Origin of the sequence: Blautia sp. AF32-4BH (genome assembly GCF_003460565.1) — a bacterium.
Taxonomy (GTDB): Bacteria; Bacillota; Clostridia; order Lachnospirales; family Lachnospiraceae; genus Fusicatenibacter; species Fusicatenibacter saccharivorans.
In genome coordinates this window covers 38567-62079 of sequence record NZ_QTVL01000007.1, presented here as the reverse complement: position 1 = coordinate 62079, position 23513 = coordinate 38567, and the positions used below count along the sequence as shown (strand labels likewise).

The window sequence follows — 23513 nt, the reverse complement described above, 5'->3', positions numbered from 1 at the left end:
TGCTTATGCCGAGAAGATACGGGGCAGACGGAACGCGCTTATGGAATGGAAAAACGCCGGAGGAGTTTACTGAGGCAGACACTTACCGCTTTATGGCGGAAACAGAGGCCGTCCTGCAAAGAAAAGAGTTGATGGACGACCCCGCCCAGCCTGCTCCGGCAAGCGGAAAGGAGGAATTTTATCTGAGTAAGAAAGACGATGTATTGCTGACCCAGGAGCAGATTGCTGCGGAGGAACGGCGCTGGCTGTTTGATGCGCCCATCGCGGAGCTTGCAGAAGTCAAGGGCGTTAGCATTGATGAGGCAGTAAAAATGCGGACAGATGCTGTCTTGCAGGAGGCGGTTGTTCCGATCACGGTATCTGTCCGCCCGATTGAGCCGCAGGGAAAACTGATCGGCTTCGCCAGCGTCAATTTTGGCGGTGTGGTCATCGACGATTTTAAGGTTGTGGACGGGAAAAACGGGATTTTCCTCGGCGCTCCCTCTAAACCTGATCCTGCCAGCCGGACGGGATACCGGGCTACGATTCGGATTCCTGACCGAGCCACACAGGAACGGATTAACGCGGCTGGTGTGGAGGCGTATCATGCGGCGGTGGAACAGCTTGTTGCACGGGCCCAGGCGGTACGGCCTGCCCCGATCAAGGAGCAGATGGCCGAGGCTGCAAAGCAAGCGGGAAAAGAAAACGCTGCCCGGCCTGCGCCTGCCAAGGCAAAGGAGGCCCGCAATGACCGATAGCCGCACTTTGGGACAAAGTGTCCCGAAGGAGGGCTTGTTTCTCATGGACGGCATCGAGGGCTTGCGCTCCCTGCCCAAACATAGCGTGGATATGCTGCTGACTGATTCGCCCTACGGCACAACCCGGAATTATTGGGATGTGCCCCTGCCGCTCCCGGAGCTGTGGGAGGCGGTGAAATGGGCAGTCAAGCCGAATGGCGCAGTGCTGTTTTTCGCACAGTGCCCCTTTGACAAGGTGCTGGGCGCATCCAACCTCGCCATGCTCCGCTATGAGTGGATTTGGTACAAGGAGCGCGGAACGGGCTTTCTCAATGCAAACCGGGCTCCACTGAAAAAGTCCGAGAATATCTTGGTGTTTTACCAGAAGTCCCCGGTCTACAATCCGCAGTTTACTTATGGCAAGCCTTATGCCCGCGTTCATTCCCGAAGCGGTACAAGCTCCAACTATGGGAAATTTGAACGGCAGGGATCGGAGTCCAACGATGGCCGCCGCTATCCCGGAAATGTACTTTTTGTGCCTACGGTGTCCGGCGGCATCCACCCCACGCAGAAGCCCGTGGAGCTCTGCGAGTATCTGATCCGCACCTATACCCACCCCGGAGAACTGGTCGCGGACATTTGCGTTGGCTCCGGCACAACCGCGATTGCAGCCATCAACACAGAACGCCGCTTTGTATGCTTTGAAACGGCCCCGTCCTTTTATGCCGCCGCCAGTGAGCGCATCCGTGCGGCGCAGGCAGTAAAAAGCTCCGGCGAGAAAGGAGTGTAATTATCCAGCAGTATTCTATCATTTACGCCGATCCCCCTTGGCGCTACTCGGCTAAGAAAGTACAGGGCGCGGCGGAAAATCATTATCCAACTATGAGCATTGAGGATTTATGTGCGTTGCCTGTGGCTGATCTTGCAGCCCCGGACAGCGCACTCTTTTTATGGGCTACTTTCCCGCAGCTCCCGGAGGCGCTCCGGCTGATCGAGGCTTGGGGCTTCACCTACAAAAGCGTTGCTTTCGTCTGGCTGAAAAAGAACAAGAAGGCGGATAGCTGGTTTTACGGCCTTGGCTTCTGGACAAGGGGCAATGCAGAAATCTGCCTGCTGGCAACCAAGGGACATCCAAAGCGGCAGGCTGCCAACATTCATCAATTCATCATTTCCCCGATTGAAGCCCATAGCAAAAAGCCGGACGAGGCCCGCGCCAAAATCATTTCCCTGATGGGCGATCTGCCCCGCGTGGAGCTCTTTGCCAGGCAGACCCCGCCCGGCTGGGCTGTATGGGGAAATGAAGTAACACCAACCATCCCGGACTTTGGGACACATTGTCCCGAAGTGCAGAAAGGAGTGTGATCTATGCCCTATGTAAACGTACCAAACGATTTATCCAAAATCAAAACAAAGATGGCTTTCAACCTCACCAAACGCCAGCTTGTCTGCTTCGGCAGCGCGGGCGCAGTGGGGATTCCGGCCTATCTGCTGACCCGTGGCACCCTCGGCAATACCGGGGCGATGTTTCTCATGCTGGGAATTATGCTCCCGGCGTTCCTGCTGGCCATGTATGAAAAGGACGGCTTACCCTTTGAAAAGGTGGTGCGGAACATCATCCGGGCCAAGTTTCTAAGGCCGGGGATCAGGGCCTACCGAACCGAAAACATTTATGCGCCCTTTGCCGGGCCGGGCGCTGGAAAGGAGGATGTGATTGAAAAACACAAAGAAAAAAAACGGAGCCGCCGCCAAGGGTAAAGGCCGGGCGGCCCTGTCTGCCCAACAGACAATCCCGTATCTGTCCATGCACCCGGACGGTGTGTGCAAGCTCCCGGGTGGGCTCTATACAAAAACCGTGGAATATGAGGACATCAATTACTCCGTGGCATCCACCGAGGATCAGACCGCCATATTCAGCGGATGGAGCTCATTTCTTAACTACTTTGACAGTTCGCTGCCGTTCCAGCTTTCCTTTATCAATCGCCGTTCCCATTCCCGCAGCCGCTATCAAGTCAATATCCCGAAAGCGGATGACAACTATAACAGCGTCCGGGACGAGTTTACCGGGATGCTGAAAAATCAGATTGCCAAAAGCAATAACGGCATTGAACGCTCAAAATACATCACCTTTGGCATACCCGCCGAGGGGATTGCGGAGGCTCGGCCCCGTCTGGAGCGTGTGGAGGCTGATGTCATGGGAAACTTTAAGCGGCTGGGCGTTCCCTCGGAGCCTATGGACGGGCGGGCCCGCCTTGCGCTGCTTCATAGCCAGATGCATCCGGGGAGCCGCGAGGCGTTCCGCTTTTCGTGGAAAGACATCCCACAGACCGGGCTTGGCACAAAAGACTTTATTGCCCCGGACAGTCTCGACTTCCGCCAGTCCCGCACATTCCGTATCGGCCAGTATTGGGGCGCGGTGTCCTACTTGCAGATTATGGCATCGGAGCTTTCGGATAAGCTGCTGGCGGAAATCTTGGAGCTGGATGCGGAAATGACCGTGACCATGCACATTCAGACCGTGGATCAGCTCAAGGCAATTAAGACCATCAAGGGGAAAATCTCGGACATCGGAAAAATGAAAGTAGAGGAACAGAGAAAGGCTGTGCGCTCCGGCTATGACCCGGATATTCTTCCCCCTGACCTGATCACATTCAGCAAGGACGCAGCGGAGCTTCTGGCTGATTTGCAATCCCGCAATGAGCGAATGTTTCTGCTGACCTTTACGGTGGTAAACCTTGCCCCTACTCGCCAGCGGCTGGAAAACGATGTGTTTACCGTGGGCGGCATCGCGCAGAAATACAACTGCGCTCTGCGCCGTCTGGACTGGCAACAGGAACAGGGATTTGTTTCTTCGCTGGCCCTTGGTTACAACGAGGTAGAAATCCAGCGCGGTATGACAACCAGCTCCACAGCCATCTTTATCCCCTTTATGACAAGGGAGCTCCGCATGGCGGGGCAGGCACTCTACTATGGCATGAACGCACTTTCTCACAATGTCATCATGGCTGACCGCAAAAAGCTGAAGTCGGCAAACGGGATGTATTTGGGTTCTACGGGCTCCGGCAAGAGCTTTGCTGCAAAGCGTGAGCTCTTGAATGTGTTTCTCACCATCCCGCAGGATCGGATCATCGTGGTTGACCCGATGGGCGAATACGCTCCGCTGGTGCGAAGGCTGGGCGGCCAGGTGATCGAGATTGCCCCGGACAGCCCGCACCACCTCAATCCGATGGATGTGGAGCTCAATATGGCCGCCGGAGAAAGCCCGCTTTCCATGAAGGCGGATTTTCTTTTGTCCCTATGCGAGCTGGTGGTCGGCGGCAAGGAAGGCTTGCAGCCCATTGAAAAGACGGTCATTGACCGCTGTGTGCGTTTGGTGTACCGGGAACAGGCGCTCGGACTGGAAACTGCAAAAACACCGCTGTTGCAGGATTTGTACGAAGAGCTCTTACGCCAGCCGGAGCCCGAAGCCCGGCGCGTGGCAACTGCCTTAGAGCTTTATTGCACAGGCTCCCTCAATCTCTTTAACCATCCTACCAACGTCAAGACGGACAGCCGTGTGGTGTGCATCGTTCTGAAAAACATGGGCGAAAACCTTAGAAAGATTGCAATGCACATCACAAATGAGTTTGTTTCGCAGGCGGTGGATCAGAACTTCCACGAGGGTGCGGCGACTTGGTGCTACTTTGACGAGTTTCATATTCTGCTCCGCGATCCGCTGACAGCCAGCTACTTTGTGGCAGTCTGGAAAATGCTGCGTAAAAAAGGATGTGTGCCGTCTGCTTTGACGCAGAACGTCAAAGACCTTTTGGCCAGCCGGGAAATCGAGAACATTCTGGACAACACGGATTTTATGATTCTGCTTTCGCAGGCGCAGAGTGACCGTACCATTCTGGCAAAACAGCTCGGTATTTCCGAGCATCAGCTTTCCTATATCACACACAGCAATTCCGGCGAGGGGCTGTTGTTCTATGGAAATGTGACCATCCCGTTTGTGGATCGGTTCCCTCGCGGAGAAATCTATGATCTGCTGACTACCCGCCCGGAGGATATGAAGAATGAAACGAAAAACGAATAAGGCCAAGGAGGAGGCTTGGTCGCAGACCGCCCACGCCCCTGACGGGGAGCAGCCCGGGCCGGAGGCTTCCGACACTTCGGGACAAAGTGTCCCAAAGTCCAAGTTCCGCAAAAAGAGCCAGCAGGAACAGGCTGCGGCGGCAAAGCTCCGTATGGAGTCCCAAGGCGAAAAGCTGGAACAGGCCCGGGAGAAGCTGGCAAAACAAAAGCCGCCGAAAAAGCCCGGCCCGGTAAAACGCATAGGCCGTGTTGCCAGTGGTTCCGTTCACAGCTTCGTGCATGGCAAGATTTTTGAAGTGGAACAGGAAAATGTCGGCACAGAAGGCGCACACCGTTCTGAGCTTGTGGGAGAAACCGCGCTGCGGCATGGCTCCCGCTTTGTGCGCCGTAAAGTCCGGGAACATCCGGCAAAAGTGGTACGCAAGGCCGAGGCCCGCTATACCAAATACACGGCGGACTACCATTTTCACACCGCCGCACAGGAGCACCCGGAGCTGACGAAAAATGCCCTTACCCGCTACTGGCAAAAGCAACGGCTTCGCAGGCAATACCGCAAGCAGGCAACGGAGGCTGCAAAGCAGGGCGCGGCTGCGGCTGGAAAAACTGCCACAGCCACAGAACGCCTGACCGCCCGGGCAGTGGAATTTGTCAAAAGTCATCCCGCAGGTGCCGTGGTTGCGGTGCTCTGTGTGTTACTCCTGTTTGCTATGCAGTCCTGTTCCTCTACCATGCTTATGCTGGGGAACGCCGGGGCCGGTGCATTAGGGGCCAGCACCTATCCTTGCGAGGATCGTGATATGCTGGCCGCCGAAGCCGCCTATTGTGCGCTGGAAGATGATTTACAGCATTATCTGGACACCTATGAAAGCACCCATGACTATGACGAATACCACTTCGATCTGGACGAAATCGAACATGATCCCTATGTGCTGCTTTCTCTTTTGTGTGCGCTCCATGAGGGACAATGGACAATAGGCGAGGTACAGGGAACGCTGCAAATGCTGTTTGACCGCCAGTACATTCTCACGGAGGATGTAGTGGTGGAAACCCGGTATCGCACGGAAACCGACACATGGACGGACGAGGATGGCAACTCCCATACGGACACCTATCAGGTGCCTTACGACTATTACATCTGTACGGTCACGCTGGAGAACTTTGATTTATCCCATGTGCCCGTATATGTCATGAGCGAGGAGCAGCTTTCACGGTATGCCATCTATATGGCAACGCTGGGAAACCGCCCCGATCTGTTCCCAGATTCTCCCTATGTGAACAAGTATATTACCGGGAAACCCGGTGATTACGAAGTGCCCGGAGAATATCTGGACGATGAAACCTTTGCCGCGATGCTTGCCGAGGCGCAGAAATATATCGGCTATCCCTATGTGTGGGGCGGCAGTTCTCCCGCCACTTCCTTTGATTGCTCGGGGTACGTTTCGTGGGTCATCAATCACTCCGGCTGGAATGTGGGCAGGCTGGGAGCCCAGGGGCTCTATAACATCTGTACGCCGACCAGTTCTCCCAAACCCGGTGATCTGGTGTTCTTCAAAGGCACCTATGACACGCCGGGTGTGAGCCATTGTGGGATTTATGTCGGTGACGGGAAAATGCTGCATTGCGGAGATCCCATCGGCTACGCAAACTTGAATACAAGCTACTGGCAATCTCATTTTTACGCCTACGGGCGTTTACCGTGACAGGAGGTTTTGAAATGGCAACTACCAAAAGCATGAAAATTCAGGCCGAGATTGATAAGGTCAAGGCCAAAATCAGTGAACAGCAGGCCCGGCTCAAGGAACTGGAACAGAAAAAGCTGGAGGCAGAAAACAGCGAGATCGTGGACATTGTGCGCGGCATGAGCATTTCCCTTACGGAGCTCCCGCTGCTGTTTGAGAAGCTGAAGGACGGCGGCACTTTGGGACAAAGTGTCCCGAAGTCCGAAGAAGAAAAGAAGGAGGAAAACTGAATATGAAACATTTTCGTATGTTGGCGGCGGGGCTTTGCTCCGCCGTTCTTTTATGCGGCTTTGCGATCCCAGCCTACGCCTATTCGGGCAGTGGGAATGAGGAACCGCCTGTTGTGGAAGAAACTCCGATCCCGGAGCCTGCACCTACCATTACCCCGGGCGAGGGCTTTTCGGAGGATGGAAACCTTGTGACCCGCGATCTGCTCTACGATGCTGCAACCAACAAACAGTTCATCACGGTGGAAACCAGCGGCGGCAACACCTTTTACATTGTCATTGACTATGACAAGCCTGTGGACGAGGACGGCGAACAGTATCACACCTACTTTTTGAACATGGTGGATGAAGCCGATCTGCTGGCGGCACTGGAGGCCGCTGGCGGAGAACTTCCGGCCTGCTCCTGCACAGAAAAATGTGTGCCCGGAGCCATCCATACGGATTGCGAAGTCTGCGCGACCAATATGACCGAGTGTGCTGGCACAGCTCCCGAACCCGCCCCGGTGACGGAACCTGCGGAGAAGCCGGAACCCGAGCCCCAGCAGAAAAGTAATACCGGGACGCTTCTGCTGATTTTGGCAGTGGCTGTTCTGGGCGGCGGTGCAGGCTGGTACTTCAAAATCTACCGCCCGAAGCATGAAAAAGCTGCTGTACCCGAAGAGGATTACAGTGAGGAACTGGCTGATTATGACGATCCCGAGGACGATGGGCCGCCTTGGGACGAGGACGATACCGAAAGCGAGGATAATGAATGAGATTTACAAATAACCCCTATGAGGGATTTATGAAAGAAAAAAGCTACTTTAAGGGTGTGCCGCTCAGCCTGCCGCCGAAGGGCTCCCGTTGTGACGGCTGCCCTTACTGGCGCGGGATTGGCTGCGTGTTCTGCTACCGGGAGCAGCTCAAACCACCGAGCAACGGGAGGTGATGCTGTGGGCCGAGAACTGACCCGGACAGAAAAAGCGGCAATCCGCAGGCTGGTGTCAAAATGGTGTGCCAACTATGACCGGGACTGCGGCTGCCTGCCGCTGGATTGCGAGTGCTATATGTTTGGGAAATGCTGGACGGGGGCTTATTGCCGCTACTTCCGCGAGGCAGTTCTGCCCCTTGATCCGGCGCTGGAGGCTGCGTTGCTGACAGAGGGGCCAAGGCCGGATTTCAAGGCTTGCCCGGTATGTGGCAGAGCCGTGGCTCCTGATGGACGGCAAACCTATTGTTCGGCGGCCTGTGCAAAGGCGGCACACCGCAGACAGCAGCGGGAATATATGCGGAAAAAACGGGGCTGATGTGTTGACAATTAGGACATCCAAAACCCGCCTGTGACAAGGCTTTTTAAGGCTCTTTTCTGTGGGAGGCGTATATTTCTATGTCCGGCCCTGTTTCCGTGAGATGCTGTCAACATTTTAGCTGCCGGGGCTTTGGGACAATTTGTCCCAAAGTTCCGGCTTTTGTGGAAGGAGGTACTATGCCGAAATATTATCCGATCAACGAAGAAGCCGCAAAGCGGGCAAAAGATATGAACAGCTTTTCCGACTATCAGCCGGGCTCCGCTACGGCGGGCTACCGGGCAATGGTCGATGAAGCGTATGCAGCGGCGGAACGCCAGAAAGCGCGTGTCGATCCCATGTACCATGATAAGATTGACACACTGGTGGATCGCTATGCCCGGAAACTTGCTGAAAATCTGAATGAACGCAATGTGATTGATGCCCGGGTGCCCTCTATTCTGATCTCCGGGGGCGGCAATTTCCCTGTGATAAAAAAGCACAAGCAGAACGCCGCCCGGGATCGCAACTATGGAGAGTATGCGGAGATTTCAAAGCTGCTTGATAAAATCCGCTCTGTTGGAATGGGTGGGATCAGCGCGGATGACGATCTGGCCGTGGAAAAGCTGACAAAAAAGCTGGAGGGGCTGGAGTCCCTGCAGGCCACCATGAAGGCGGTCAATGCGTATTTTCGGAAACACAAAACGCTGGACAGCTGCCCGGAGCTTACGCCGGAGCAGGCCGAAAAGCTCAAAGCAGATATGGCGCAGTCATGGCACTTGGACAAAAGCAAGCCATACCCCGCCTATCTGCTTTCCAACAACAACGCCAACATCCGCCGTGTGCGCCAACGCATTGAGGAACTGAGCAGCCGCTCCGAGTTTGCTGGCTGGACATTCCCCGGAGGCGAGGCCAAAATCAACGAGGCTGAAAACCGTTTGCAGCTTATTTTTGAGGAAAAGCCCGATGCCGATCAGCGGCAGGAACTGAAAAGCAACGGCTTTAAGTGGGCTCCCAGCCAAGGGGCATGGCAGCGGCAGCTTAACCAGAACGCCATCCGTGCTGCGGCCCGGATAGACTTTTTGCGGCCCGAGGACGGTACAAGCCCCTATCAGCTCCAGCCATTTGTGAAAAGAGAAAACAAAGAAATGTCTCGATGATGGGAGGTGTACTATGGACAAAAATCAAGGTTATGCTATTTTGAAGGCGGTCATGCTGGAAAATGGACGTGGATTTGCATTGGGCGAACATCCCACCGCGCCATCCCGCTATGTCACATGGGCCTGCTATGATGACAAGGACGGCCAGCGGCAGTACGAATGGGGTCACTATGGAAATGACCGTGCCGCGATGGAGCAGGATTTTGCAGACCGGGTGCAGGACTATCAGCGTATTTATAACGTGGGGATCAGGCAGACCGAGGCTCCCGGTCTTTACAAGTATTATTCGACCCAGCGGCCTGTGGACATCGGGACATTCCCGAAGCCGCCCTATAACAAGCCGGATGAAATTTTCAATTACGATCAGCGCGTCCCGGTGGAAAATGGCTCGTTCTTGGCTTGGGGTTATCTTACCTATACCCGCCCCCTGACAGAAAAGCAGGCATCCGACTATGAGCTGCGTCCTGCGCCTGATAATCCCGACAGGCCCCGTCCGATTGCCGAGCAGATGAAAAACGCGGCAAAGTTGGCGGAGGCAGATCGCGGCTCGGAGGCTCCGGCTCCCCAGCGCAGGCAGCCTGACCGTGGCGATAGATAAGGAGGAGCGTATATGGAAAAGAAACATGAACAGGAATTGTCTGTACTGGAGGCGCTGCGCCTGCACCGTGAATTTCATTTGCCACGCCCCGTTCCGGCAGACGGACAGGAAAAGCCGCTGGATAAGGTAAAGGAGCCGCCCCGCGCCTGCCGCAGCCGGGAGCGTGAGGAGCGATGACAAAGAAACGCCGCCGTCCGATCCATCTTCATGTGATGGTGTCGGAGGAGGAGCAGGCCCTAATTCAAGAACGTATGGCGGAGGCTGGCATCCGTAACATGGGAGCCTATATGCGGAAAATGGCCCTGAGTGGGTATGTGCTTCATGTTGACCTTTCGCCGGTTCGTGAGCTGGTTTCGCTCCAGCGGCGCTGCTCCAACAATCTGAACCAAGTGGCAATTCAGGCCAACACCTACGGCGCAATTTATCCCGAAGAACTCGCAGCCTTACAGCGGGACTATGCCGCGTTGTGGGGGCCGCTATCTGATCTTTTGAAACAGCTCTCCGCGCTGGTAGAGCTCTGACCAATCCGGGGAGTGGTTGATACCGCTCCCCGGTTTTTTCTACTTCGGGACAAAGTGTCCCAAAGTAAAAATACCATTTGCCGGAAGGAGGGATTTCTACGGCGACCACCTACATCCGCCCTTATAAAACAGCGGCGGGAAAAAGTGCAATTCAAACGATGGAGGATCGTTTCACCTATGGCCTGAACCCGGAAAAGCTGGGAGCCGTATCTTCCTATCTCTGCGATCCGAACACGGCTCCCGCCGAGTTTCTTCTGGTAAAAAGTCAATACCTTGCAGAGACAGGGCGGGCCGTATCTCGCGGGGCCCTGTTCTTTCAGATCCGGCAGGCGTTTCTGCCCGGGGAGGTTACAGCGGAAGAAGCAAACCGTATTGGTTATGAAACGGCGATGCGCTGGACAAAGGGAAAGTATCAGTTCTTCGTCTGTACGCATACCGACAAGGCCCATATCCACAATCACATTTATTTCAATGCGACGGCCTTTGATCGCTCCCGGAAATTTCATAATTTCATCGGTTCATCTTTTGCCCTGCGGCGGCTCTCTGACCGCGTGTGCATCGAACATGAACTGTCGGTTATCCAAAATCCGCGCCAGCACAGCAAGGGCCGTTTTCTCCACTACGGCCAGTGGATCGGTGAAAAGCCGCCCTCTGCCAAGCAGCGGGTACGGCTGGCTATTCTCGCCGCTTTGGAGAAAAAGCCCACGGACTTTGCCGACTTTCTTCGTTTCATGGAGGAGTCCGGCTTTGCGGTAAAACAGGGACGAGGCGGTGTCATCTCATTCCTTGCGCCCGGGCAGGAAAAACCGACCCGGCTCCGGGCTTCTACACTTGGAGCCGGATTTGACCCGGAGGACATCAAGGCGGTAATTGCTGGGGAACGTCCGCTCCCTGAACTACCAGAGGAGCCCACGGTTCCGCCACGGCGAGTTAATCTTATCATCGACATTCAAGAGCGTATGGCCAAGGGCAAAGGCCCGGCCTATGAACGATGGGCCAAGGTCTACAACCTAAAACAGATGGCTGCCGCGCTCCAGTATTTGCAGGAGCATCATCTGACAGACTATGCGGCGCTGACGGTCAGCACCGAGGCTGCTGTGGATCACTTTCACAAGCTGTCTGACGAGCTCCGCACAACGGAGGAGGCTCTTTCCAAAACCTCGGAGCTGATGGCTGCCACGGTGGACTATGCCAAGACCCGCCCGGTGTTCGACGGGTACAAGGCTGCACGGTACAGCAAAAAGTATCTGGCCCAGCATGAAGCGGAGCTTGCCACTTACCGGGCGGCAAAGGATACCATGAACACCAGACTGAACGGCGCAAAGCTCCCTAAAATAGAAGCACTAAAAAAATCCCGCCGTGAGCTGGCGGGACAAAAGAAAGAGCTTTATGCGGAATATCGCAAGGCCCAGGCGGATATGCGGCAGGCTGTGGCAATCAAGGCGAACATTGATCATCTGCTCGGCGTGACGGACGGGCGGGAAAATAAGGCCCAGGAGCGATAGCGACAGGCCGCAGACAACAGGCGCATAGCGCCGGGACTTTGGGACAATTTGTCCCGAAGTTCAGCGGGTTTGGGGAGCTCCCCAACAAGCATTTTTGCGGGCCTGCGGCCAGCAAAAATTTCGGAGTGTGGCCACACCCGAATTGCTTGCCATTTCGTGCGCTCCCGCTACATGGCGCAAAAAACGGAGGTCACGTTTTTTTACGCATCCTCCGTTTCTTTCGATGCTTTCATCGCTTGGATTGTAGCTTCAACGATTTTCAATTCTCTTTCGTCCAAGGCGTTCAACATGGCATCAATCCGCTTTCTGCACTCGCTCCCGCTATTCTGGGACGGGTAAAAGTATTGATCCACCGATATATCAAACATTGTGACCATCTGATAAAAGGTGTTGAAGCTTGGATGCTGACCATCATTTTCATTATACATAATGGTACGCGGAGCGCGGTCAACAATATAGGCCAGTTGCTCCTGTGTCATGCCGCTGGCTTCTCTTGCCCGCTTGATGGCGAGCCCTATATCGTGAAAATCAAAGCGTCTTTCATCTCGTTCTATCTTCATAACATCACCTGATATGATTTTACATTTCATGTGATATTATTTGAACGACTGTGTATTTCATACTACTGACTATTTAATTTCACATTCTTTTCTTCCAAAACTTGTATTGTTCGAGTCGAAGAACTATAATATACTCTATGGAGGTGCAGAATGGATTATATGACACTAAAAGAGGCCGCCGAAAAATGGGGCGTGACACCTCGTAGAGTAAATTACTATTGTGCTGCCGGGCGTATTCCCGGCGCTGTGAAGATGGCTGGTGTTTGGCTGATCCCAAAGAACGCAGAAAAGCCGATTGACGGAAGGACAAAACAAGGAAAGGAATTAAAACATGAATAGAATATTGCTATTGGAGGATGATGTCAGTCTAATAGATGGCTTGGTCTACTCTTTGAAAAAGAATGAATTTGATGTTGAAGTTGCCCGTACAGTATGTGAAGCAAAACAATACTTATCCGAACTCGACCGATACGATTTATTGATTTTGGATGTTACTCTGCCAGATGGAACAGGATTTGACGTATGCGAAAGAGTAAGAAAAGAAAATCAGCAGATACCGATTATATTCCTGACTGCATCGGATGAAGAAGTCAGCATAATTCGTGGATTAGATAGCGGTGGGGACGATTATATCACCAAGCCTTTCAAACTGGGGGAATTGTGTTCCCGCATCCGGGCGCTGTTGCGTCGGGCCGGAGTTTCCAAAAGCGAAAAAAACACTTCTATGGAATGTGGCGACATTACCATTGATCTGTTGGGTAGCCGTGCAACCTTAAAGGGAAAGGCATTGGATTTGACAAGCGCCGAATATCGTTTGCTTTGTCTGCTGGTAAGAAACGCAAATCGCGTTGTGACAAGGGACATCATTCTAAATGAGCTGTGGGATGATACAGGAAATTTTGTTGATGATAATACCCTGTCCGTCTATGTACGGCGGCTTCGTGAAAAAGTGGAAACCAATCCGTCCCATCCAGAACACCTTATAACCATTCGTGGGTTCGGCTACCAATGGAAAGAGGTGTCTATATGAGTTTGTACCAAGATAGACAGATTAAAGGGTTCCTGCTATTTTTGACTTTGTTTGCTCTGCTGTTTGTAGGTACAGCAACCGTTTTGACTATTTATCAGGTGAACGATGCGGAAGTCCTATGGCTCAAACATGATGAAGCGGTTTCATCCTCACTTTTGGAACAGGGTGTTCCGAAAGAAGTGGTTGCAGTTGCCTTTACGAACACAGACATCAGTGACGATGGTAGGTCATTATTAGCGACTGCGGGTTTGGGAAAACAGTCAGAAAGCAGTATGCGGCCTTATTTCAATCAATTTCAGCGTTCCGCTTTCTGCACCATGCTATGCACTGTGCTATTTTTTCTCTTTGTGCTTGCCATAGGAATATTTATTTTTTTCTGGAAAAGGAAGCGATTGTATCAACAGGCCGACAAAATATTGCTAAATTACATCAACGGGGATTACTCTTGTCATTTACCGCAGAATTATGAGGGGGCTATCTACCAAGTGTTTTCTTCGATAGAACAGCTTGCAACTATGCTCCAATCCAAAAATGAAACAGAACGTAAAGCAAAAGAGTTTTTGAAAGACACCATATCCGATATATCTCACCAGCTCAAAACGCCTCTGGCAGCCCTCACTATGTATCAGGAGATCATTGAAAATGAGCCAGAAAATGCAGAAACGGTCAAACAGTTTGCGGCGAAGATGGGTATTTCTCTAAAGCGTATGGAGCAGTTAATCTTATCCATGTTGAAGATAACCCGACTGGATACGGGAAACATCATTTTTGAGAAAAAAAGTTGCCGTGTGTCCGAGCTGATAGCTCATTCAGTCAATGACCTAACCACAAGGGCTAAAAGCGAAAGCAAGCAGATTCAGATAGATGGCGATGGTGAACAGCAGCTTATTTGTGACATGGAATGGACAGGTGAAGCGATTGGAAACATTGTAAAAAATGCACTGGATCACACGCAAGCTGGCGGTATTGTCCGTATTACATGGGAGCGCACTCCTGCTATGTTTCGGATTTTTATTTCTGATAATGGTAACGGCATAGTCCCGGAAGATATTTACCATATCTTTAAACGCTTTTATCGCAGCAAACATTCTCTTGATACACAAGGAATCGGGCTGGGGCTTCCCCTTGCCAAGTCCATTATTGAGGGTCAAAACGGTGTTATCTCCGTACAAAGTGAAGTCGGAAAAGGTACGCTGTTTACACTATCTTTCCTTACGGATCTGTAAGGTCAAATTCACCTGCTTGTAAGCTGTTTTTGCTATCCTTTTGAGAAAGGAGGTACTGATGACTATGGAAATATTGAAAGTACAAGATTTATGTAAAACTTATGGCAAGGGTGAGGCGAAAGTCGAAGCGTTGAAGAAGGTTTCCTTCTCCCTGGATAAAGGCGAATTTGCTGCCGTTGTGGGTGAATCCGGTTCTGGCAAAAGCACATTACTGAACTGTATTGGAGCTTTGGATACCCCTACTTCCGGCCACATTTGGATTGATGAACAAGACCTGTTTTCCATGAAAGAGGAACAGCGCACGATTTTCCGCCGTCGTAATATCGGCTTTATCTTCCAATCCTTTCAGTTGGTTTCCGAGCTGAATGTGGAGCAGAATATCATGTTTCCGCTTCTTTTGGACTATCGCAAACCAGACCCGGCAGCAGTAGAAGAAATTTTGGAACTCTTGGGACTTACCGAGCGTCGACATCACCTGCCGAGCCAACTATCCGGCGGACAGCAGCAGCGTGTTGCCATTGGCCGGGCGTTAATCACAAAGCCCAAACTGATTCTGGCAGATGAACCTACTGGCAATCTGGACAGCAAGAATAGTCAGGATGTTATCGCCCTGCTTACGCAGGCGTCCCGTCGCTATCAGCAAACAATCCTGATGATTACCCACAATAAGGATTTGACTGCATCCGTTGATCGGGTGTTCCGGGTATCAGATGGCGTTTTGACGGATTTGGGAGGAAAAACAAATGAAGCATTATCTTGACCTTGTTCCCATATCCGCAAAAATCCATAAGAAGCAAAGCAGAATGTCTATTTTCTGCATTGTGCTGGCGGTATTTCTGGTTACAACTATTTTTGGAATGGCAGATATGTTCATCCGCAGCCAGATTTTGCAGGCACAGCAGGAGTCTGGGAATTGGCATATTGCCATTAAGAATATCAGCAATGAAGAAGCAGCAATTATTGCTTCACGCCCTGATATTGAAGTATTTTCACCGTATGGCGTACTCAATTATCGTGGAGATTTAGGCTACACTTTGGGTGGAAAAGATGTAGCGATATGCGGTTGTGATGAAAGCTATATAACTGAAATCTGGACTGACCAACTTGAAGAAGGTGTTTTTCCACAGACAAGTAATGAAGCGTTGGTGACTGAAAATGCAAAGCAGATAATGGGTGTTGCGATTGGTGATCCCATTGCCGTAGAAACTCCTGATGGCGATAAACTGAATTTTACCATATCAGGATTTATGAATAATACCGCCTCGATCATGAGTGGCGACTCCTACGGCATCATTTTGAACACAGAGGATTACTGCGCGATTTATCCGAATGTATCAGACGGGGAGCCGAATGATTACAGCATTATGTTTTTTACTCAATTTGCAAACACAAGAAATATACAAGGGAAAATTGCAGATTTGAAAGAACAATGCAATTTATCGAATGAACAAATATCTTCCAACAACAATCTGCTTGGATTGCTTGGACAAAGCCGCGTTCCCTTTTTGTTACAGGTTTACTTGGCTGCGGCTGTATTGTTTGTACTGGTAATGTTAGCTGGTATTATGATGATTGCAAGCAGCCTGAACAGCAATGTAGCCCAGCGTACCGAATTTTTCGGCCTTATGCGCTGTATCGGTGCAACACCAAAACAGGTTATGCGCTTAGTACGGAAAGAGGCGCTTAGTTGGTGCCGTTTGGCAATCCCTGTGGGTATTTCCATCGGTATAGTTGTCATTTGGGTCTTATGTGCGATTTTGCGTTTCCTAAGTCCGGAATTTTTCAAAGCGATGCCTACATTCGGATTTAGCGTACCAAGTATTCTTGCAGGAATCGTTGTGGGCTTGGTAACGGTTTTGTTCGCTGCCTATTCTCCGGCAAAGAAAGCAGCAAAAGTATCTCCGTTGGCAGCGGTTTCCGGTAATGCAAACGACTTGGAGCCTGCAAGAAATGCTGCTAATACACAACTGCTTAAGATTGATACAGCACTTGGAATTTATCATGCAAAAGCAAATCGGAAAAATCTGTTTTTGATGACAAGCTCATTTGCTCTCAGTATTATCCTTTTCCTTTCATTCTCTGTAACAGTTGAGTTCATGCAGCATACCTTAACACCGCTCCAACCTTGGACAGCAGATTTATCTATCATAAGCCCTGATAACGCCTGTGCTATTGACAAAGCATTACTTGATGATCTAAAGGAAAATCCTGTTGTGGATTTAGCGTATGGAAGAAAATTTGCATACGAGGTTCCGTCTGTCACAAACGGTATTGAAAAAAAGATGGATTTAATCTCTTATGAGCAGTATCAATTTGATTGGGCAAAGGACTATTTATTAGAGGGTTCTCTGGAATCTGTGCAAACTGATTTAGGGACGGGCTTAATTGTTTATAATTCGCAGAACACAATACAAATAGGCGATACTGTATCGTTGAATACAAACGGACAAAGTAAAGAAATCCAAATCGTGGGAATGTTGTCCGACTGTCCGTTTTACAGTGCCGCCGGTGTTGGAACAATTATTTGTTCAGAGGATACATTTGAACAAATTACTGGCGAGTCGAAATATACGGTTATTGATGTGCAGTTAGTGAAAGGCACAACAGACGAAGATGTTTATGTGATCCGCCAAATGGTAGATTCCTCATTTACTTTCGCTGATGAACGCATGGGTAACAGCAGTACCATGGGAACTTACTATTGTTTTTGGCTGTTCATCTATGGATTCCTCGTCCTAATTGCAATGATTACAATTTTTAACATAATCAATAGTATTTCCATGAGTGTGTCTGCACGGTTGAAACAGTATGGCGCTTTCCGTGCCATCGGCGTTAGCATGGGACAGCTAAGTAAAATGATTGTTGCAGAAGCCTTCACCTATACCATAATCGGCGGTGTAGTTGGTACGGTGTTGGGACTGTTTTGTAACAAGCTATTGTTTGGAATGTTGATAAGTTATAGATGGGGGGATGCTTGGACTCCTCCATTACCAGAGGTAGCTGTTATTCTGTTAATTGTCGTAAGCTCTGTAATTCTGGCTGTGCATGGGCCAATCAAGAGAATACGCAATATGTCCATTGTTGATACAATCAGCGCACAGTAATTCTACTTTTGAAGCGGGTGGCTTTAGAAGCCGCCCACTTTTGTCTTACAAATTCGTAAGTTGAAATTCACCTGTTTGTAAGCTGATTTTTTTATAATTAAGTTGATGAAAGAGAGGAAAAAATGAAAAAAATCCTTTCCACCAGAGTATTGGTGAAGATTTGTGTATTAACAACTATACTGCTGGTTTTGATAATCTATACTATATGGGGCAATTCAGCATTGATGGTAAGTATGGTTAATATCTCCAGCGATCGCATAGCATCTGCCTTTTCTAATTTTCGGATTGCACAAGTGTCCGACTTGCATAATGCTGAATTTGGAGAAAGCAATACAGAATTGATAGAATTGCTGTCTGAACACGAACCGGATATTATTGTGATAACTGGAGATTTAATCGATGCTGGACATACAGACATTGAGATTGCGTTTGATTTTATAAAACAAGCTGTTCAAATAGCCCCTGTCTACTTTGTAACCGGAAACCACGAAGCTAACTTCTCACATTATGATCAATTCAAAACAGGGCTTGAAGCGTCTGGCGTAACTGTCCTTGAAGATGAAGCAATACAGTTAGTGCATAACAACGAAATGATTACCCTTATCGGGCTTTCTGATTCTGACTTTACGATTAAGGGCGATATGTTTAATGAAGCGCCAGCCATGGTCAACACAAAATTGAATAGCCTTATTGATGACGAAAACAGTTACACTATACTGCTATCACATCGGCCAGAGTTATTTGAAACCTATGTATGCTGTGGTGTTGATTTGGTTTTATGTGGTCATGCACACGGAGGGCAGTTTCGATTACCTTTTATTGGGGGGCTCGTTGCCCCCAATCAAGGGCTGTTTCCTAAATATGATTCCGGCCTTTATACAGACGGAAAGACAAATATGGTTGTTAGCCGCGGCCTTGGAAATAGTATTATTCCATTCCGATTTAATAATCGTCCAGAGGTTGTATTAGTAGAACTTAACACCGAATAACGATACTTCAACCGAATATTGAAATGATCTGCCGCACGACGGCAAAAGAAAAAAAGCCGTCGTAGAGCAGACAATTTGACACGCCCATTTGAAACGGCGGCTTTGATTTTCAGAGCCGCCGTTTCTTTGCGTCTACACAAACCAATGACGACTTGCAGGGACACGGTAGCCGATTGGAGGTTATTTTGCCGTGTCCTTTTCTCTTTTTCGCAGTATCCATGATCTGCACCAGCTAAAAAAAGCGTAGCCCCTCCATCGGAGCAGTCCGGCTTTGAATATGAAATTAAACAGTACATAACCGATAATACTTTTTCGTGCGCTTGTGCGGCCTTGTGTCGCGCAGGCGCATTTTGCTTTCCAGACTTCGAGGCAAAGTGTCCCGAGGTGCGGTGCCGTTCTCCGCCGTTACTCCATTTCGTTTCCGACCAACCCCGAACAAACTGAAATGGAGGATTTTACGATGACTACTATCAATCTGAAAGATTTTTATTATTGGTACACGCAGGATCAGCTTATCGAAGTTTCTGACGAGGTGGCCGAGGTATTCAAGGCCGATGCCCGCTATGAGATGGCCTATCAGCGGCGGCTCTCCCGGCACAAGGCGCAGTATTCTCTGGACTGCGATGACGGGATTGAGTATTCCGCTTGCCTGCATGAGCCGACCCCGCAGGAGCTCCTTGAACGGATGGAAACCTTTCTTCGTCTGTGGAACGCTCTCAATTCTCTGCCGGAGATCCAGGGCCGCAGAATTGACGCACATATCATTCTTGGCAAGTCGATTAAAGAAATTGCCAAGGCCGAGGGCGTACATGAGGAGTCTATTCGCCAGTCGATCAAGCGTGGCCTTGAACGCATGAAAAAAACTTTTTGATTTTTTCATCTTAACCCACTTGGAATTGATGAAAAAATGTCTCGGTTTATGAGAGGAGGTTTTCTTCCTAACGCAAGGGAATAACGGCAACCCTGAGTAAGTACGTGGAGCCAGACGGTGGGTGCGCGGTGACATTTCCCAAAAGAGATTGAGCGAACAACACCAACACTGTAAATGGGCCCGGCCATCCCAAGGCCATGATCCGGCGCTGAACAGGTTGGCTGCCTGTTCCTCCGGGCTTGTCGCTTTACTTGCGTTGAGAGCGCCGCACAGAAAATAACGATTGTTTTTGGACAGGCCAAGTAAATATGTGCGGCGCTCTCTAATATTCAAAAACTATAATAAACCTCGAGACAAAGTGTCCCAAGGTGGAGTAAGGCAACAGGCCAGCATCCCGGTGGTGCTGGCCTGTTGCGTTTCCCCACCAAACAGCGGGAGGCGTTCTATCAATCTGCGAAGGAGGTTTACCGTGAAATTAACTACACAGGAACTTGAACAAATGAGAAGCGTTGACATTGGCGCGGTGGCTGCCGAGTCCCTGCCTGATGTGAGCGGTATGACCTTTGACAATGCGCTTTCCCGAAAGGAGCGCATCTCTCGATTTTTGCAGACTGTCAAAAATCCATACTGCTTTTGCATCGGTGGTGTTGGCGTGAAAATTGAATTTGCTGAAAGCGGGCCATCTCTCCAAGATAAGCTGACGGATTTCCTGCTGCGGCAAAGAAGCGGGCTGTAACTTCGGTTACAGCTCGTTTTGCTTCTTCGAGACAAAGTGTCCCGAAGCGGAGGCATCCTTGTTGTCCTCCCCGGACAGAGTTATAATATAAGTGTAATGTGATAGGGAAGGAGGAACAATGGCACGAGCAAAAAACAGAGGGTATCAGCAGAGTTTCTCTCCCTCTTACACAATCCGCCGCTGGCGGCTGGGCATCTATATCCGGCTTTCAAAGGAAGATTTGAAAAAAGGAAAAGACGATAGCAACAGCGTAAAGAACCAGCGTGACCTACTGAACGATTTTTACCGACGCAACATTGACGAGTTTGAAAGCATCACAGAATATGTGGATGATGGTCATACTGGAACGGATGCCAACCGTGAAGATTTTCAACGGCTCTTGGCGGATGTCATGAGTGGTAAAATCAACTGCGTTATAGTAAAAGACCTGTCCCGCTTCGCACGAAATTATAGCGATGCCGGAAGTTTGATCGATAACCTGTTTGTTCAAATGGGTGTTCGCTTTATCAGCCTTGCTGAGAATGTGGACAGCTACAAGAACCCCGACAGCGTTTCAAATATCATCGTTCCCATTACAAACGTGATGAACGATAATTACTGCTATCAAACTTCCAAAAAGATCCGGCAGGTATTTGATTACAAACGGCGCAACGGCCAGTATATCGGAGCATTTGCTCCTTACGGCTATGTAAAGCACCCAAAGGACAAGCACAGGCTGATTGTTGATCCCGATGCTGCTGAAAATGTCAAACTCATTTTCACAATGCTTATTCAAGGGTCATCAAAACGTGCTATCGCGTTGTACCTGAACGAACACGGCGTACCGAGCCCCTCGGCTTACAAGGTACAAAAGGGCTTGCCTGTTTCGACAAGAGGGTATGACGATCCTATGTGGGGAGCCCGCATGATCCACTCCATTCTTACCAATCCGACCTACACCGGGGATTTAGCCCAAGGCCGGAGCCGGGTGAAAAGCTACAAGGTACACCAGATTGAAGCTGTTCCACGCGAGGAATGGGTGGAAGTGGCTGGAACGCATGAGGCCATTATCGACTATGAAACTTTCGACAAGGTACAGGCTCTCTTACAGCGTGATACCCGTACTTCCCCGAAAGGCCGTGAGGTACATTTATTCAGCGGCTTTCTGAAATGTGCCGATTGCGGGCGGGCCATTACCCGATGCGTTGGCAAGAACAACAATGTATATTATTCTTGCTCAACCTACAAGAACCGTTCCCGGACAGCCTGCACCATGCACTCAATCAAGCATGAACGGCTGGAGGCTGCTGTTTTGTTCGCTGTACAGCATCAGGTACATTTGGCTGTTTCCTACTCGGAAATCGTCACGCAGATCAATTCCGCTCCAATCAAAAAAAGCCAGTCTTACCGACTGGACGATCTGATAGCTGCAAAAGAGCGGGAACTGACAAAGATAACACGCTACAAGCAATCTCTTTATCAGGACTGGAAAGACGGTGAAATCACCCAGCAGGAATACCGGGATATGAAGGCTGACTATGAACGGCAGACTTCTGATATTTCCGCGGTGCTTACCCGGCTGAACGCTGAACGCGCAGAACTGGCAAACGGTGTGGACAACGAGCATCCTGCACTGGTAGCCTTTATGAAGTATCAGAACATTGAAGCCCTCAACCGTGAAATCTTGGTTGAGCTTGTGGACTATATCAAGGTCTATGAAAACGGCAATATCAGCGTGAAATTCAAATTTGCTGACGAGCTCCGCAAGATTGCAGAGTACATTGAAATTAACACTACGGAAGATACCGCAGTAGCGGGCTAACCCCCGCTACAAACCCCTTTGACAGTGTGTTTTCCTAATAGGCGCTAATCATACTTTATTAGAATACAAACGTACATTATACTAAATTCCCCAGTCCACACATTACTTTAAGTATATCACAAGTCAGCAAATAAATCATCCTTGTATAAAATTATTTTCGGAGAAATTATGAAAGAAAAATCGTTTGTAAAAAAATAAAATTATATGATATCACAATTAAGAACAATACGGACACTGGAAATGTAAAAATCAGGATTTTTACCCCTGATACTATTGACGAATGCGAATTAGAGCGGATGAAAGTAATGCAATTAAACGAAGTACAAAAATTAGTGCGGAGTTCATATAAAGGAACAGTAACAATTTTGCTTTAATTTTCAGGTATGTCAGAGCGGCGAAATCAGTTGAAAGCGGCGGAGGAATACACATTGGGGTCAGACCCCATTAAAGATTACTAAAAAAGGGGAAGAAAGGATGTAGTTTTTAACTACATGACAACTATATACTATGATGCTATAATGGGATTAAAACAGGAAATGAGTTGGCATTGTACGATGAATCCGGTGGAATAGAAAATACAGGGATACGCCGACAGGTGATAAAGGAAATTACTGATTTTGCAAAAAAATATGATGTAAAAAAATTCTTCTCTTCGGATCAAGGCAAGAGGTGATTTTAAGCGTACGAGTGACATTGATTTAGCAGTGTCAGATGGAAAGTTTGATCGTTTTGCGCTTCATTAAAAATATGAAAAAAATATGAGACAGGAGGCGATTATAATGTACATATTCATACCATTTTTCTTTTTCATCTGGGGCGGTCTGACGGTGGCTTATTTTCATTTCGGATTTCAGCCAGAATGGCTTGCTACGATTCTGAATACGAGTTCCGCCGGCGACAGCGCAGCCAATGCTTTTATGCTCAGCACACGCGGTGGAATTTTTATCATCGGTGTCGGTGTTTTTTGCCTGATCTGGATTGTAGTTCGTCTTTGGCTTGGGATTGATAAATTCGAAGAACCTCAAGACTCTGGTTCTTTGCGCGAAGATATTGTGGAGATTTTTGACGCTTTGCTCACACCCATTCCCTCGTATGAAGAGGAGAAAGAAACAGATCCACTTAGCTTTGGTGCACTCTTCGATGAACTTTCCAGTACATCTTCCTCGGAGCCGGAATATCTGAGTGACAGTGATGGCAAAAGCGTTCGTATCACCGGCCGCGGTTCTGATGTTTTTTATCTGGAAAACGGTGATGTTGTCTATACTACAGACGGTCGTGATTTCTATACGACAGATGATGATGTGTATCATCACTATGAATGAAGCGGGCGTATTTGAAAGCAGTGGAGCAGTACGTTTGCCACATTGGGGTCTGCCCGTGCGTCCAGCAAAGGG

Annotated in this window: 26 protein-coding genes; 25 read left to right on the top strand and 1 reads right to left on the bottom strand. The window is 49.6% G+C overall.

The genetic code is table 11. From position 1 onward, the window contains the following. The first annotated feature begins 5 nt into the window (after positions 1-5). The 15 genes from DWZ44_RS10170 to DWZ44_RS10110 all read left to right on the top strand — a co-directional run bounded on the left by DWZ44_RS10170 (position 6) and on the right by DWZ44_RS10110 (position 11802). On the top strand, positions 6-737 hold the full coding sequence (locus DWZ44_RS10170) for a septation protein SpoVG family protein (protein WP_117804806.1): 732 nt from the start codon (positions 6-8) through the stop codon (positions 735-737). Further along, positions 727-1506: a DNA-methyltransferase gene (locus tag DWZ44_RS10165; RefSeq protein WP_117804805.1), complete on the top strand. Its 780-nt coding sequence runs from the start codon at positions 727-729 to the stop codon at positions 1504-1506. Before DWZ44_RS10170 ends, DWZ44_RS10165 begins: the two co-directional genes overlap by 11 nt. A 2-nt stretch (positions 1507-1508) precedes the next feature. After that, a complete protein-coding gene (locus DWZ44_RS10160) occupies positions 1509-2078 on the top strand; it encodes an MT-A70 family methyltransferase (protein ID WP_257319276.1) in 570 nt (189 codons plus the stop codon). A gap of 3 nt (positions 2079-2081) precedes the next feature. After that, positions 2082-2471: a PrgI family protein gene (locus DWZ44_RS10155; protein WP_097786401.1), complete on the top strand. Its 390-nt coding sequence runs from the start codon at positions 2082-2084 to the stop codon at positions 2469-2471. Beyond that, complete coding sequence (locus DWZ44_RS10150) at positions 2428-4788, top strand: VirB4-like conjugal transfer ATPase, CD1110 family (protein WP_186867750.1); 2361 nt, start codon at positions 2428-2430, stop codon at positions 4786-4788. Before DWZ44_RS10155 ends, DWZ44_RS10150 begins: the two co-directional genes overlap by 44 nt. Continuing rightward, entirely contained in the window at positions 4769-6487 is a 1719-nt protein-coding gene (locus DWZ44_RS10145; protein WP_117804804.1) for a C40 family peptidase, read from the top strand. Before DWZ44_RS10150 ends, DWZ44_RS10145 begins: the two co-directional genes overlap by 20 nt. Before the next feature lie 14 nt (positions 6488-6501). After that, on the top strand, positions 6502-6756 hold the full coding sequence (locus DWZ44_RS10140; protein WP_014080213.1) for a DUF4315 family protein: 255 nt from the start codon (positions 6502-6504) through the stop codon (positions 6754-6756). A 2-nt stretch (positions 6757-6758) separates the two neighbouring features. Next, complete coding sequence (locus DWZ44_RS10135) at positions 6759-7508, top strand: DUF4366 domain-containing protein (protein WP_117804803.1); 750 nt, start codon at positions 6759-6761, stop codon at positions 7506-7508. Beyond that, on the top strand, positions 7505-7681 hold the full coding sequence (locus DWZ44_RS18425) for a hypothetical protein (RefSeq protein WP_199608690.1): 177 nt from the start codon (positions 7505-7507) through the stop codon (positions 7679-7681). Before DWZ44_RS10135 ends, DWZ44_RS18425 begins: the two co-directional genes overlap by 4 nt. Before the next feature lie 4 nt (positions 7682-7685). Then, on the top strand, positions 7686-8039 hold the full coding sequence (locus tag DWZ44_RS10130; protein ID WP_055228207.1) for a cysteine-rich VLP domain-containing protein: 354 nt from the start codon (positions 7686-7688) through the stop codon (positions 8037-8039). A 179-nt stretch (positions 8040-8218) separates the two neighbouring features. Then, complete coding sequence (locus DWZ44_RS10125; protein WP_117804802.1) at positions 8219-9178, top strand: hypothetical protein; 960 nt, start codon at positions 8219-8221, stop codon at positions 9176-9178. Positions 9179-9191: 13 nt separating this feature from the next. Then, on the top strand, positions 9192-9776 hold the full coding sequence (locus DWZ44_RS10120; RefSeq protein WP_117804801.1) for a hypothetical protein: 585 nt from the start codon (positions 9192-9194) through the stop codon (positions 9774-9776). Between the two features lie 12 nt (positions 9777-9788). After that, positions 9789-9953: a hypothetical protein gene (locus DWZ44_RS18420; RefSeq protein ID WP_199608688.1), complete on the top strand. Its 165-nt coding sequence runs from the start codon at positions 9789-9791 to the stop codon at positions 9951-9953. Then, positions 9950-10297 (top strand): plasmid mobilization protein, encoded by a 348-nt coding sequence (locus DWZ44_RS10115; RefSeq protein WP_014080206.1) that lies wholly within the window; start codon positions 9950-9952, stop codon positions 10295-10297. The genes DWZ44_RS18420 and DWZ44_RS10115 overlap by 4 nt, the downstream gene beginning before the upstream one ends. Positions 10298-10455: 158 nt before the next feature. After that, positions 10456-11802, top strand: coding sequence for a relaxase/mobilization nuclease domain-containing protein (locus tag DWZ44_RS10110; RefSeq protein WP_199608694.1), 1347 nt, complete (start codon positions 10456-10458; stop codon positions 11800-11802). Positions 11803-12002: 200 nt separating this feature from the next. Here DWZ44_RS10110 and DWZ44_RS10105 read toward each other — a convergent pair whose 3' ends face one another. Continuing rightward, positions 12003-12362 carry a helix-turn-helix domain-containing protein gene (locus tag DWZ44_RS10105; RefSeq protein WP_117804799.1) on the bottom strand — a complete coding sequence of 120 codons (360 nt, stop codon included), beginning with the start codon at positions 12360-12362 and terminating at the stop codon, positions 12003-12005. A gap of 150 nt (positions 12363-12512) precedes the next feature. Between DWZ44_RS10105 and DWZ44_RS10100 the strand changes: the two genes are divergently transcribed. The 10 genes from DWZ44_RS10100 to DWZ44_RS10050 all read left to right on the top strand — a co-directional run bounded on the left by DWZ44_RS10100 (position 12513) and on the right by DWZ44_RS10050 (position 23441). Beyond that, positions 12513-12701 (top strand): helix-turn-helix domain-containing protein, encoded by a 189-nt coding sequence (locus DWZ44_RS10100; protein ID WP_015560012.1) that lies wholly within the window; start codon positions 12513-12515, stop codon positions 12699-12701. Further along, positions 12694-13392 carry a response regulator transcription factor gene (locus tag DWZ44_RS10095; protein ID WP_012741667.1) on the top strand — a complete coding sequence of 233 codons (699 nt, stop codon included), beginning with the start codon at positions 12694-12696 and terminating at the stop codon, positions 13390-13392. Before DWZ44_RS10100 ends, DWZ44_RS10095 begins: the two co-directional genes overlap by 8 nt. After that, positions 13389-14618, top strand: a complete 1230-nt coding sequence (locus DWZ44_RS10090) for a sensor histidine kinase (protein ID WP_117804798.1) — start codon at positions 13389-13391, stop codon at positions 14616-14618. Before DWZ44_RS10095 ends, DWZ44_RS10090 begins: the two co-directional genes overlap by 4 nt. Before the next feature lie 64 nt (positions 14619-14682). Continuing rightward, positions 14683-15378 (top strand): ABC transporter ATP-binding protein, encoded by a 696-nt coding sequence (locus DWZ44_RS10085; RefSeq protein WP_041254460.1) that lies wholly within the window; start codon positions 14683-14685, stop codon positions 15376-15378. Next, a complete protein-coding gene (locus tag DWZ44_RS10080) occupies positions 15362-17722 on the top strand; it encodes an ABC transporter permease (protein WP_117804797.1) in 2361 nt (786 codons plus the stop codon). The genes DWZ44_RS10085 and DWZ44_RS10080 overlap by 17 nt, the downstream gene beginning before the upstream one ends. Before the next feature lie 122 nt (positions 17723-17844). Further along, on the top strand, positions 17845-18711 hold the full coding sequence (locus DWZ44_RS10075; RefSeq protein ID WP_117515725.1) for a metallophosphoesterase: 867 nt from the start codon (positions 17845-17847) through the stop codon (positions 18709-18711). 460 nt (positions 18712-19171) lie between these two features. Continuing rightward, positions 19172-19582: a sigma-70 family RNA polymerase sigma factor gene (locus DWZ44_RS10065; protein WP_117804796.1), complete on the top strand. Its 411-nt coding sequence runs from the start codon at positions 19172-19174 to the stop codon at positions 19580-19582. Between the two features lie 469 nt (positions 19583-20051). Then, positions 20052-20318 (top strand): DUF6870 family protein, encoded by a 267-nt coding sequence (locus DWZ44_RS10060; protein ID WP_007884026.1) that lies wholly within the window; start codon positions 20052-20054, stop codon positions 20316-20318. A gap of 118 nt (positions 20319-20436) precedes the next feature. Beyond that, complete coding sequence (locus DWZ44_RS10055; RefSeq protein ID WP_117804795.1) at positions 20437-22119, top strand: recombinase family protein; 1683 nt, start codon at positions 20437-20439, stop codon at positions 22117-22119. A gap of 779 nt (positions 22120-22898) precedes the next feature. After that, entirely contained in the window at positions 22899-23441 is a 543-nt protein-coding gene (locus DWZ44_RS10050) for a hypothetical protein (protein WP_117804794.1), read from the top strand. The last annotated feature ends 72 nt before the right edge of the window (positions 23442-23513 follow it).

Coding starts and splice junctions, on each gene's coding strand:
- DWZ44_RS10165 (WP_117804805.1), top strand. CDS start 727: ATGACCGATAGCCGCACTTTGGGACAAAGTGTCCCGAAGGAGGGCTTG.
- DWZ44_RS10135 (WP_117804803.1), top strand. CDS start 6,759: ATGAAACATTTTCGTATGTTGGCGGCGGGGCTTTGCTCCGCCGTTCTT.
- DWZ44_RS10125 (WP_117804802.1), top strand. CDS start 8,219: ATGCCGAAATATTATCCGATCAACGAAGAAGCCGCAAAGCGGGCAAAA.
- DWZ44_RS10115 (WP_014080206.1), top strand. CDS start 9,950: ATGACAAAGAAACGCCGCCGTCCGATCCATCTTCATGTGATGGTGTCG.
- DWZ44_RS10075 (WP_117515725.1), top strand. CDS start 17,845: ATGAAAAAAATCCTTTCCACCAGAGTATTGGTGAAGATTTGTGTATTA.
- DWZ44_RS10110 (WP_199608694.1), top strand. CDS start 10,456: ATGGAGGATCGTTTCACCTATGGCCTGAACCCGGAAAAGCTGGGAGCC.
- DWZ44_RS10155 (WP_097786401.1), top strand. CDS start 2,082: ATGCCCTATGTAAACGTACCAAACGATTTATCCAAAATCAAAACAAAG.
- DWZ44_RS10120 (WP_117804801.1), top strand. CDS start 9,192: ATGGACAAAAATCAAGGTTATGCTATTTTGAAGGCGGTCATGCTGGAA.
- DWZ44_RS10085 (WP_041254460.1), top strand. CDS start 14,683: ATGGAAATATTGAAAGTACAAGATTTATGTAAAACTTATGGCAAGGGT.
- DWZ44_RS10095 (WP_012741667.1), top strand. CDS start 12,694: ATGAATAGAATATTGCTATTGGAGGATGATGTCAGTCTAATAGATGGC.
- DWZ44_RS10065 (WP_117804796.1), top strand. CDS start 19,172: ATGACTACTATCAATCTGAAAGATTTTTATTATTGGTACACGCAGGAT.
- DWZ44_RS10080 (WP_117804797.1), top strand. CDS start 15,362: ATGAAGCATTATCTTGACCTTGTTCCCATATCCGCAAAAATCCATAAG.
- DWZ44_RS10140 (WP_014080213.1), top strand. CDS start 6,502: ATGGCAACTACCAAAAGCATGAAAATTCAGGCCGAGATTGATAAGGTC.
- DWZ44_RS10050 (WP_117804794.1), top strand. CDS start 22,899: ATGTACATATTCATACCATTTTTCTTTTTCATCTGGGGCGGTCTGACG.
- DWZ44_RS10145 (WP_117804804.1), top strand. CDS start 4,769: ATGAAACGAAAAACGAATAAGGCCAAGGAGGAGGCTTGGTCGCAGACC.
- DWZ44_RS10100 (WP_015560012.1), top strand. CDS start 12,513: ATGGATTATATGACACTAAAAGAGGCCGCCGAAAAATGGGGCGTGACA.
- DWZ44_RS18425 (WP_199608690.1), top strand. CDS start 7,505: ATGAGATTTACAAATAACCCCTATGAGGGATTTATGAAAGAAAAAAGC.
- DWZ44_RS18420 (WP_199608688.1), top strand. CDS start 9,789: ATGGAAAAGAAACATGAACAGGAATTGTCTGTACTGGAGGCGCTGCGC.
- DWZ44_RS10055 (WP_117804795.1), top strand. CDS start 20,437: ATGGCACGAGCAAAAAACAGAGGGTATCAGCAGAGTTTCTCTCCCTCT.
- DWZ44_RS10170 (WP_117804806.1), top strand. CDS start 6: ATGCCGAGAAGATACGGGGCAGACGGAACGCGCTTATGGAATGGAAAA.
- DWZ44_RS10090 (WP_117804798.1), top strand. CDS start 13,389: ATGAGTTTGTACCAAGATAGACAGATTAAAGGGTTCCTGCTATTTTTG.
- DWZ44_RS10105 (WP_117804799.1), bottom strand. CDS start 12,362: ATGAAGATAGAACGAGATGAAAGACGCTTTGATTTTCACGATATAGGG.